Here is a 10,767-nt window from a genome sequence, read left to right as displayed (position 1 = left end):
CATCGAGGTCACCTACAAGATCTACCGCCACCTCATGCCCGGCTCCCTCAGCAAAGCCGCCAAGATCCTCAACCACGACCTCACAACACAATAGCGAGCCCTGTTAAGAGTTGGTCCAGCCGCCGTGAAGGCGATGACGGAGGGTGCTCTCAGTGCCTGCCAGTAAGGTCCGAACTAGATAACTACGCTCTGTCCGACGGATCACAGGCAGAAGCCAAGGAGTATGTGCAGGTCACCCGCCACTATTCTGGGTGCGCTCCATTGGCGACCATGACAGGCTCCGTGGATGTCGATCACTGACGTTTCCCCTGAGGTGTCCATCGCGTACGAAAGTTTCGGCGACCCTGGAGACCCTCCGGTCCTGCTGGTGATGGGTTTCGGCGCGCAGACGCTCGCCCAGCACGAGGACTTTTGCCGAGCGCTGACAGACCGCGACCGTCACCTGGTCCGGTACGACAACCTGACTGCAGGCTGTCCACCAGTTCGACGATCACCCTGCGGACAGGGCAAGTTCATCGCCATCGCCGCCGTCAGCTCGGGTGACGTTCCCGCCGCGCTCGCCATGGTTTCCTATCGGTTCTCGACATGGTCGGCGACGGCCTCGGCCTGCTCACCGCGCTCGGTATCGAACGTGCCCACGTGGTCGGCGCCTCGATGGGAGGAATGATCGCCCAGGCGATAACCCTCTCCTCCGCGGAGCGGGTACTGACCTTAACGTCGATGATGTCCTCGACCGGCGAGAGCGAATACGGCCAGTCCAGGCCAGAGGCCCAGGTGGTGCTGTTCCGTTCCAAGCCCGCGGACCGCGAGGGATACTTTGCGGCAGAGGAGCGGGAACTGGTGTGGGCCTCCACGCGATACGGCGACGCCACAGTGCTGCGTGAGCTGGCCGCCGCGAGCTACGACCCCGTCGATTCCCCCGAGGGGATCAGACGGAGCTCGGCACGATGATCCCCAGTGATTCACATGCAGATGCACTGCGTGAGCTGCGGCTGCCCACGCCGGTAACCCACGGCCTGGACGTGATGCTGATCGACCCTCGTGGCGGGAAACGCGCCGCGGAGTTGGTGCCCGGCGCCGAACTCCTGCTGGTTCCCAACGTGGGCCACGATCGCCCGCATGGACTCTGGCCCGAGCTCATCGATGTCGTGGTGACCCATACCGGTTGAGCAAGCACCCATAGCAGCATTGAGGGAAGACCCGGCTGCTCCGGTACTGGTGCGATCAGCCGCGGGCATCCCCAGTTGGGCCGCACACCCTGTAGAGCTTCTAGCCGGTGAGGTCGATCAGCAGGACTCCGGCTGCTCGTTCGTCAGGCGGCTCGGTGACCACGCCCTCGATCATGGCCCGCACCCGCTCTGGCAGGGGGGAGAGAGGGCGCTCCAGGACCTCGTCGGCGTCTCGGTAAATCGGCATGCCCAGCACCTCGCGCTCAGCATGCTGGAAGTCCGGGTCAGGTACGTCGAGTTCCGCCATCGCGCCGTCCTCGCCCAATGCCTCCTGCTCGTCCCAGGGCCCGTATCGGGCGACAGCCCCATAGCGTTCTTGGTTGTCCGCCCAGCGGACCTCGGCGCGGACTGCCGCACGAAGATCGTCCAGCCCTCGCTGATGGAGATCCTTGGTCGCCGTATGGGCCATGTGGAGCCCAGTCTGCTGACCCTGGGGAGCGTCGCACAGGAGGCTATGCCACGGAACACTTCGGTCCCGGACGTAGGCTGCTCTCACGGGGCGGCTACGCAGGACGGCATGCACGGTCAAGGCCGAGACGAGGGTGCAGCCCAACTGAGCTTGTTCACCTCGCCCATGACGGCAGTCGACTACCTGTCCTAGCCGTGATGCCGCTACCCAGTTGCGATGGTTGTACAGGACGTAGGCGGGAAAACAGCCCGTGGCCTGCGCATCCTGGACCAGCAGCTCACTTTGGCGCGCACGGGTCCGACGGACGACGTGCTCAAGGTCATAGCCTCCGCCGCGCTTCGCACGCTTGGCTTGAACCCGCATCCCGAAGCCATAGCCGCCCAAATGGAACCACCATTCCCAGTCGGCTCCGTTGAGGGCTTCTTCGCTACGCTGGAACTCGCGGATCACCACCCGGTCACTGTGCAGACGGTAGAGGTCTTGCAGGTTGAACTTGGTGTACGCCTCTTCGTCTGGCACCGGCCCGTGGAAGTGGTCATCAGCCAAACGCTCAAACGTCCTCGTCGCGCAGGAACGCAGCGTTCGGCACAAAGAGCCAGCCGGTGGAGAAACGCTGCGGCGCCGCGCCTCGGTGGACCAGCGAAGCTCGATCCCGCAGTGCGGGCAGAAGGCGTAGTGCTCAGCGATGTCTCCACCACAGCCGCACAGCAACTCGCTGGCTCCTCCCGGCATGTATCAGATCCCCCGCAAGACTACGGCAGGCCGCGATCTCATCCCCGGGTGCTCATCACCTTCGTCGGGCAGATGGGGTGGACGGCGACTAGGTTCATGTCTGCGCTCCCGGGAGGAGACGCTGTTTGCCCATGGCCGTGCTCCACCGGAATCGCGAGCGCGGCTCCGCCGGCCAGCCGAGCAGTTGGCTGTCTGATGTCTTCCTCCTACGTCAGACCGGGGCTTGTCCTGTTTGTCAAGTTCTCGCGTGGTGGCAGCCGTTGCGGCATAGCGTCGGGAAGGAGGCGCCTGGTGGTGGGGAGGTCGATGGAGTGGACGGACAGGACACGGCACGCGAAGCGGGTGGCAGGCCCTACGAGCAGGTTCGTCGCGAGGTGTGGGTGCGTAGTGGGGGCAGGTGCGTGTTGTGCAACGAGTACCTTCTGGAGGGCCCCATGTCGGGGCGCACGGTGAATCTGGGCGAGGTGGCTCACATTGTCGGCCGGCGCACGGGCGCTCACTCTCCGCGAGGTCAGCATTCTCTGGATCCTGCGCGGCGGGATGACGCCGACAACCTGATGCTCCTGTGCGCGAGTCAGCACGGTGAGATTGATGCGTCCGGCGGACTGGACGTGTTCACGGTCGACAAGCTGCGCCGGTTGAAGCAGGAGCATGAGGACCGGATCCGGCATCTGACGGGACTGGGGCCGGATCGTGCCACCACGGTGGTGCGGATGGTGGGGCGGGTCCACGGACGGGAGGTGGAGTTGTCCCGGCAGACGGCCGCGACTGCCGTGCTCGCCGGGGACCGGTTTCCGTTGTTCCTGGAGTCGTATACCCGGCACGGCCTGGAGATCGATCTGCGTGGTGTGCCTGGGGAGTCCTCTCGTGCCCCGCGTGCGGCCTCGCGTGCCGCGGCCGCCAGCCGTGCCCACTATCGTTTGGCGGCGGGGCTCGTGGATGAGGTGATCGACCAACAGTTGCGGCCCGGCATCCTGCGGGATGCGGTGCGGCATGTGAGCGTCTTCGGCTTCGCGCGTCTGCCGCTGCTGGTGTATCTGGGTTCTCGTCTGGATGACTCGGTACCGACCGACATCTACCAGCGGCACCGGGCGGACGAGTCATGGGCGTGGCGCGGCGGCGACGGCCCGCCGGTCGAGTTCACCACCGGGATAGATCACGATGTGCCTGCCGGGAGTGAGGCCGTGGTGGTCATGAACGTGTCCGGGGCGATCGGGCCGCAGGAGGTGCCGGCCGCTCTGTCGGCTCTGCGCCGGTACGAGATCCGGCCGGTTGCGGCGCCGACGTGTCCGGACATCATGCGTGACCGTGAGTGCCTGCAGCGGTTCTCCGCTGCGCTGCGGGACTTCTTCGCCCGGCTGGAGTGGGAGGCGAAGGGGCTTCGGCGCCTGCATCTGCTGCCTGCGGTGCCGATGTCAGCGGCGGTGGCGCTGGGGCGGGCCCGTCACCCTCAGGTGCATCCGCGGCTGGTGGTCTATGAGCGGCTGGCCGGGGCCTACGTGCCGACGCTTGAGGTGAGTTGAAGCAGCGGGTCGTGGCCCGAGGCGGGCTCGGGGAGGTGGGCAGGAGTGAGGGGGGCGTCGGGATGGGGTGTGTAGGGGAGGAAGCGGTAGGCGGGCTGGGTGCCGGTGTGGGGCTGGGCGCACAGGTGGGTTCCGGAGACGGGGTGGTGCAGTTGGGTGGCCAGGAGGGTGACGAGGCTGGCGGTGACGCCGACGAGGTCGGCGGCGGATCCGTGGAAGGTGGGGACGGAGCAGCCGCGGGTGGGTGTGATCTCCTCGCCTGATTGCGGTTCGGTCCACAGCAGGTGGTAGGGCTCCAGGTCGGGGGTGTTTAGGACGTGCTGGCCGGTGGCGCGGTCGATAGCCAGCGGGCCGTGGAGGGTGCCGGGCGCGGAGACGGTGAGGAGGCCGTGGCTGGCGGTTGTCGTGTCGGTGGCCATCTGCGCGAGCACAGCTCTGCGGTCGGGGAGGCGGGCCAGACGTTCGAGGAAGCGTCCGGTGGCGACGCTGACGGTGGCGTCGAGGATGAGGTCGGCCTGTCGTGCGGCCTCTATCAGTTCGGGTGAGGGGGGCGGCGGGCAGTGGTCGACAATCAGGTCGTCGCGCAGACTTCGCAGTCGCTGTGCCAGGGCGGTGGCCTTGGCCGAGCCGACGTCGGCTTCGGTGTAGTTCTGCCGCACCAGCAGCCCTCCGGTGATCGGGGTAGCCGGATCGCTCAGGGTGATCCGGGCGGCTCCCGCCCGGGCGATGAGTTCGGCAGCCCACGAGCCTATGCCGCCGCACCCCCACAGGTGGACATGGGCGTTGTGGAAGGCGGTGACGGGCCGCTGTGCGTCGCGGCGGATGGTGACCGCCGCCCGCTCGTCGGAGAGGTAACACCATTCGATCGCGCTCTCCCATACGTCGGCGGGGAGCCGGGACAGGTTCTGCGCGGTGCGCAGGGTGTCGCTGGCCAGGGCCGAAAGGCGTCCGGCGAGGAGGAAGCGGGCGCCCGTGGGCAGGGTGGGATGAGGGACCGCCAAGACGAAGTACTGGCAGGTCCCTTCGGGGTTGCGGCGTGCGCTGTGAGCCAGGGTGGTGAGGAGAACGGACGAGTCAACTCCTCTCTGCTGCACCGTTGTTGAGCCGGACGCGGTGTCGATGCGACTGGCGAGGTCAGCGAGGGTGCGGCCGGCCCCGAGCGGCTGACTGTGATTGAGAGGCAGGACGGGAAGGCGCAGGCTGTGTTCCCCCCGCGGCTGGCCGGTCAGGTCGAGCCGGTGGGCGGATCGCGGGGTGAGCCATCCGGTGTGTGCGGTGTGGTGCGCCTGGGGTTCTCGGGCAACGATGGTGGGGGTGTCGGGGGTGCGGTGCAGGACCCCCCCGACCGCGTGGAAGAGGGCGACAGCGGGATCGAAGCGGTTGGCTGCCGCATCGGCCAGCCACTGCCACAGCCGGTTCAGGACGCCGGCCATACCTGCGTGTGGGTCCCATTCCCGGGCGCCGTCGAGGTAGATGCACAACCGGTACCCCTCCAGCACGTGCGGGGTGCCAGCGAAGCGGCTGTGAGGGGTGAGCACCTGCGGGGACAGTCGCTCGGTGGGCGGGAGGACGAGGAGGAATTCCTCGTCCTCGCCCAGGATCAAGCCGCCTGCCGCGTGAGGAATGTCCGCAGTGTGCAGGCTGATGCGTACACCGGCCAGTCCGCCGGGCGTGATCTCCGCGCGGCCCCGGACCCGCAGGTCTGCGGGCTGTTGCGCGGCGAGCGAATTGAGGCCGGCCAGCAGGTGCTGCTGCCACGGATTGAGGGCGGGTGCGGGCGGCCTGCGCTTGGTCATCCTGCCCGCCCGGTATGGGAAGTGGTGGTGACAAGGGGCGGCACCGGGAACTTGGGGCGGACCTTTGAGGACGGCTCGGCCGGGCGGGGCGGTTCGGGGAAGCGACTGCCGAACAGCTCGCGCCACAGGCGCACGCTGGTGCCGGGGTCCGTCTCGTCGTAGGCCGCGCGGATCTGGCGCGCGTGGGTGTGGATGCGCTCGCGGAAGTAGGCGTAGGTGGCCTGGTCCCAGCGGTGGTCGAAGGTGAGGCCCGAGCCGGACGGATCGGCGATGGACGGCTTGAGGGGGCGGTCCTGCAGCCACCTGTCGAGGTCTTCGACGATGGCGAGCAGGGCGGTGGGCACGTTGGCGTAGCAGCCCGGGCGCAGTTGGGCGGCCGTCTGTGAGACCTGCTGTCCGAGGAGGGTGGTGAGGATGATGGAGCGGGTACCGGTGAAGGAGTTGCGGTGGTCGCGCAGGTACTTCATCAGGCGGATGACTTTGCGGAGGTTGCCGTCGGCGAGGGTGTCCTTCTCCTTCATCCACGCGGTGAACCCTGCGGGGTTGGTGACTTCCCACTGGTTGTCGTCGCGGTTGACGATGACTTCGCGTCCGTCGGCGAGGTGCAGGTAGGGGACGATGTCGACGTGCATGGAGTTGGCGTAGGTCAGCTGCACGCAGCGGCACTTGCGGGTGTGCGGCATGTCCTTGTACACGCTGTGTCGGTGCAGCGCGGCGTAGATCTTGTCGATGTAGGTCTTCGGGTTCTGCGCCCACTCCAACACTTCTTGCAGGTGGAGCATGAAGTCGGCGTCGAATTCCTTGTCTCCTTGCGGGTTGATGATGGTGCGCTGCGCCCACGATCCTTGGGGCTTCTTGCCGAGGATGAGCGGGCCGAGTTCGGGGTCGCTCCTGAGCGCCTGGTAGATGGCCTCTACCCGTACACCGAGGAGATCGAGCTTGGCCTGGCTGAGGTTGACGGTCTCCCGCAGGAACGTGTGGAAGCAGGTCACGTGCTGCATGGGCATTCCTCCCTGAGATGACGTGGTGAGCGGGCAACCCTGCCTGCGCGGCAGAGGGATGCCGCGGCCCCGTGGTACCGAGCCGTAGAGTTTTGCTGAAGTGGGCGTGCATAACCGCGTATTCACGGGCGCAACCGCTGGTGTGGCGCACGGCAGAGGTGCGCTGCGGAGCTGCCGCACGGCACCGACGGTGAGTAGAGGGCCGCCGCGTCCGTGAATCGCCGGATCTCACGGTAGGCGGTGCGTGTTCCCGGCCGCCCTGGTGGCCTGCTCCCCCAGCGGCGTGATCAGGCCTGCTGGACCGCTGCGAGCGGTGTGGTGGGGCGGCGCCTGTGCGGCGGGCCGGTGAAGAGGTGGTGCTGTCCGGTTGATGCTGCCGTCCGAGGTGACGAACCGGCTCACGTGCGCGGTACAGCCCGGTCAGGTGAACACCTGCTCGGCACATGCCACGCAGGGTGCACGTCGTTCCCAGAGAGCGTATCTGCTCTCTGGCGTATCAAGCTCACCACACCAAGTAGTCCGAACGCAAGGCCGTCTACGATGGACAGTTTCGCTGACATAGCTTCAAAGGCTGCGCCTGCAGGGCGAGTCGGCACGGACGGCGGTCGCCCGCCTGGCAGTTCTCTGCAGGCTGGGGCCTAGCGCGTGTCTCTTTGATGGGTTGGTCGGTTGATCGGATGTGTCTGTCCGATTAGTGATCACTGATGCGATGTGGGGCCGGATCGAGCCGCTGATGCCGGCGGATCCGGTCCGCGGACGGCGATGGGCCGACCACCGCCGCACTCTTGAGGCCATCGCGTGGAAGTACCGCACCAACTCGCCCTGGCGGGACCTGCCCGACGAGCTCGGCTCGTTCAAGACCGCGCACAAGCGGCTGATCAGATGGGCCGTCGACGGCACCTGGGAGATGATCCTCACTGCCGTCCTGGCGGCGGCGGACGCCGACGACGACATCGACTGGACAGTGTCGGTGGACTCCACGGTCGTCCGGGCCCACCAGCACGCCGCCGGAGCCCTCAAAAAGGGGCGGCCCACCCCGGCGAGCCCGCCGATCACGCACTCGGACGCTCACGCGGCGGACTGAGCACCAAGGTCCACCTGGCCGCAGACGGCCGGGCACGCCCCCTCGCCTTCACCGTCACCGCAGGCCAGGCAGGCGATGCACCCGCCTTCGAAACGGTGATGTCCCGCATCCGCGTGCCTCGCACCGGCTCCGGCAGGCCCCGGACCCGACCCCTGGCCGTTCTGGCCGACCGCGCGTACTCCTCCCGCGCCATCCGCAGCCACCTGCGACGCCGGGGCATCCGTGCGGTCATCCCGCAGCCCTCCGACCAGGTCGGCCACCGCCTGCGGCGAGGCCGACTCGGCGGCCGTCCGCCCGGCTTCGACCGCGAGACCTACAAGCAGCGCAACACCGTCGAACGGTGCATCAACCGGCTCAAGCAGTGGCGCGGCCTGGCCACACGAACCGACAAACTCGCCATCGCCTACCAGGCCGCACTCCACCTCGCGGGCATCCTCATCTGGACCCGCCACTGACCAAAGAGACAGAACCTAGTGTGCGGGGCCGGAGATAATGCCCAGGTTCATAAGGCGGTAGGTCATCGCGATTTCACTGACCTCGAACTTGCCCGCCAGCTGGCTTACCAGCTCATCGACGGTACGGAAGCGGGTCTGGTGCACCGCCGCGCGTACCAAGGCCTCGGGGGCGAGCAGGGCCGCAGCGAACCGGTTGGCTTCGATCTCCTCACGGTCGGTGGCCATACTGGACACCGTGTTGCGGTAGTTCACGCGGGTGTCGGTGTCCAGGATCAGCGGCCGGCCGCGGTGCAGACGCAGGTGGGCGAGCTCGTGCGCCACCGTGAAGCGGCACCTCAAGGGAGATTGGCGCCGGTTCACGCCGATTACGCAGCGGCCATCCCGCCGCAGCAGCATGCCCGAGACGTCATCGTCCAATTCCTGCGCCACGACCACGACATCGAGACGGCGTGCCAGTTCGTAAGGGTCGACGGGAGCAGCGGTGATCTCAAACTCCGCCAGCAAGGCGCGCGCGGCAACGTCAGCTCTGGCCATGGGCGTCCTTGAGCTGCTCGGCTCCGGACCATACGGAGGCCACGTCGGCGGCGTGCCGTGCGGGAAGGCCAGTGGCCTCCTCCGGTAGAAGCGACGGGAGCAAATCGGCCGGCTGCACGTGAAGTTCCGCCGCGATGCGGACCAGCCGGTACAGCGGGGGCGCTTGCGTTCCGCCCTCAATGTTTGTGATCGATCCACGCGACAGGCCGGTCCGCCGTCCCAGCAGTTCCTGCGTCATTCCCGCTCGGGTTCTGGTCTCACGGATCAGCCGCCCGACGGCCGCATTGAATGCCTTTTCCTCCACGCTGCCCCCAAGCGACGCCAGTCTCACTGACAACCTACTTCCCCGCCCGGGACACGACCAGGCACTTAACCGAACGTGCGCCCGAGTGAAATCCTGACCGGTGCTCGCAGCGGCAGGTGCATCAGGCGGCCGCATTGCTCTGCAGCGGGGCGCAGATGCACAGACGTGGCGGGTGTCGGCAGGCGGTGGCACGAAGGAAAACGCGCCACCGGCCGCAGTCCGGTGGCGGCTGGCTGCGCTCGCCTCGACGGGCCCTTCCCCACCAGCCCGGCCAGAAGACCAGCTTTCGCCTCGTCGGGGACGGTCCAGTTGCGAAGCGCCAGCCCGGTATGCGAGCCCGCTGGGCGATTGTCAGTGGTGCATGCTTGACTGCTTTTTACGAGGGAGCGCGTCAGAAGGGATGTCGCAATGCCTACCGTGGTCGACAAGACGCCCGAAGAGATCGCCCAGTGGCGGGCGCACCTGTTGGCAAGGACTCGGCTGTCATTCGAGGAACTGGCCGAGCGTGCGGAGAGCTATCAGCTGAGCGCCGAGGAGCTGGAGATCTGGCAGACGCTCCAGGGCTTGGACTACCTTCTCGAAGATGTCTGACGAACCAGGCTTGATCGTACTGCACCAGGCGGCGGAGGACTTCGCCGGGGAGCTGACTGCAACCCTCGGCGGGGTCCCTGCCGCATGCTCCGCGGTTCCATGCGATTCGCACGAGCCGCAAGCTGTGGGTGACGACGGTCTCCGGTGACGGTCCGAGCCCGTCCAGAGCCGGATCGAGTTGTTCATAAACGGCGATCCCGAACTCACCTTGGCGATCAGCTACTACTGCTGCTGGGACCAGGCCGGTGAGTTCCTCGCCGTGGACAAGTCGACGGTTGCGATGCACTACGGCCAGGACCCCGAACCGCTCTTGCGCTATGAGTACGTCCGCACCTGGACGTGGCCACCCGGCGCGCACGTGCACGTCCACGCCCATCACAACCAGATCTCCTGGCTGCAGCGGCTGTCCGACACCGGCAAGCCGGGCAGGCTGATGCAGAGGAAGAAGCCACCCGGACTGGCGGAGCTGCACTTCCCCGTCGGCGGTCATCGCATGCGCGCCAGCCTCGAGGACGTCCTCATGATGATCGTCCGCGAGTTCGACGTGGACGCCGTTGCCGGCTGGGAACGTGTCCTGACCGACGGCATCCGCCGCTGGCGCGACAAACAGCTACGCACGGCAGTCCGTGACGCACCCGATCAGGCCGTGCAGGTGTTGCGGACCCTGGGCTATGAGGTGACCGAACCCGCCAGTGCAGCCACGACGCCCAACTCCAAGCTGTACCTGCCGTAAGCACGGCCCCGCCATGAGGCTGATCGACGAGCTCGAATACGCGGGCGGACCTCCACAGCCCCCATACCCAGATCACAATGATCAAACTGCACGGCACCGATGCGGACTTCGATCAGCGCAACACGATCGATGAGCCGGGGGCATATCCGCAGGCCAGTGAGACGTCCACAGGGCACGGCGGCTTTCCGCCGACATGGTCCCCCTCGCCGATCTGTCACTGCTTGTAGTGCCGTCGCCTGGGCCGGCGAAACAGCGTCCGCGCACCGTCTCGCCGTCCAACGGGGAGTGTCATGAATCAGGTGTGGATCTCCTCGAAGGAGTCACCTGATGAGTACGACGACTGATCACCTGATCGAGTCCGTGGACAGCGTGTCGC

9 protein-coding genes and 1 pseudogene are annotated in these 10,767 nt (G+C 67.0%); 5 read left to right on the top strand and 5 right to left on the bottom strand.

Annotation, left to right across the window (positions count from 1 at the left end; genetic code table 11):
• The first annotated feature begins 286 nt into the window (after positions 1–286).
• Positions 287–1,169: pseudogene (locus tag ABZT03_RS41310) on the top strand (alpha/beta hydrolase).
• 100 nt (positions 1,170–1,269) lie between these two features.
• On the opposite strand, the gene ABZT03_RS41305 reads toward ABZT03_RS41310, so the two are convergent.
• On the bottom strand, positions 1,270–2,370 hold the full coding sequence (locus ABZT03_RS41305) for a DUF6615 family protein (RefSeq protein WP_356048951.1): 1,101 nt from the start codon (positions 2,368–2,370) through the stop codon (positions 1,270–1,272).
• Between the two features lie 434 nt (positions 2,371–2,804).
• Here ABZT03_RS41305 and ABZT03_RS41300 point away from each other — a divergent pair, with 434 nt between their 5' ends.
• Positions 2,805–3,893, top strand: coding sequence for an SAVED domain-containing protein (locus ABZT03_RS41300; RefSeq protein ID WP_356048950.1), 1,089 nt, complete (start codon positions 2,805–2,807; stop codon positions 3,891–3,893).
• On the opposite strand, the gene ABZT03_RS41295 is transcribed toward ABZT03_RS41300, so the two are convergent.
• The gene (locus ABZT03_RS41295) at positions 3,866–5,689 is read right to left on the bottom strand and encodes a ThiF family adenylyltransferase (protein ID WP_356048948.1); all 1,824 of its coding nucleotides are present in this window, start codon (positions 5,687–5,689) and stop codon (positions 3,866–3,868) included. The two genes, ABZT03_RS41300 and ABZT03_RS41295, sit on opposite strands and share 28 nt — an antisense overlap.
• The gene (locus tag ABZT03_RS41290; RefSeq protein WP_356048946.1) at positions 5,686–6,690 is read right to left on the bottom strand and encodes a cyclic GMP-AMP synthase DncV-like nucleotidyltransferase; all 1,005 of its coding nucleotides are present in this window, start codon (positions 6,688–6,690) and stop codon (positions 5,686–5,688) included. Before ABZT03_RS41290 ends, ABZT03_RS41295 begins: the two co-directional genes overlap by 4 nt.
• Positions 6,691–7,399: 709 nt before the next feature.
• Here ABZT03_RS41290 and ABZT03_RS41285 point away from each other — a divergent pair.
• Positions 7,400–8,229, top strand: a protein-coding gene (locus ABZT03_RS41285; protein ID WP_356048953.1) for an IS5 family transposase whose coding sequence is annotated in 2 segments (ribosomal slippage) — positions 7,400–7,735 and positions 7,738–8,229 — 828 coding nt in all. Because the reading frame shifts where the segments join, the coding sequence is not laid out codon by codon here.
• A 15-nt stretch (positions 8,230–8,244) separates the two neighbouring features.
• Here ABZT03_RS41285 and ABZT03_RS41280 read toward each other — a convergent pair.
• Both ABZT03_RS41280 and ABZT03_RS41275 read right to left on the bottom strand, forming a co-directional pair.
• Positions 8,245–8,763 carry an ImmA/IrrE family metallo-endopeptidase gene (locus ABZT03_RS41280; RefSeq protein ID WP_356048945.1) on the bottom strand — a complete coding sequence of 173 codons (519 nt, stop codon included), beginning with the start codon at positions 8,761–8,763 and terminating at the stop codon, positions 8,245–8,247.
• Positions 8,750–9,067, bottom strand: coding sequence for a helix-turn-helix transcriptional regulator (locus tag ABZT03_RS41275; protein WP_356048944.1), 318 nt, complete (start codon positions 9,065–9,067; stop codon positions 8,750–8,752). The genes ABZT03_RS41280 and ABZT03_RS41275 overlap by 14 nt, the downstream gene beginning before the upstream one ends.
• 408 nt (positions 9,068–9,475) lie before the next feature.
• Here ABZT03_RS41275 and ABZT03_RS41270 point away from each other — a divergent pair, with 408 nt between their 5' ends.
• Positions 9,476–9,658 carry a hypothetical protein gene (locus ABZT03_RS41270; RefSeq protein ID WP_356048943.1) on the top strand — a complete coding sequence of 61 codons (183 nt, stop codon included), beginning with the start codon at positions 9,476–9,478 and terminating at the stop codon, positions 9,656–9,658.
• A 178-nt stretch (positions 9,659–9,836) separates the two neighbouring features.
• The gene (locus ABZT03_RS41265) at positions 9,837–10,391 is read left to right on the top strand and encodes a hypothetical protein (RefSeq protein ID WP_356048942.1); all 555 of its coding nucleotides are present in this window, start codon (positions 9,837–9,839) and stop codon (positions 10,389–10,391) included.
• The last annotated feature ends 376 nt before the right edge of the window (positions 10,392–10,767 follow it).

The organism is Streptomyces sp. NPDC005574 (assembly GCF_040605435.1).
Lineage (GTDB): Bacteria > Actinomycetota > Actinomycetes > Streptomycetales > Streptomycetaceae > Streptomyces.
This window is presented reverse-complemented; position numbering and strand designations above follow the sequence as displayed.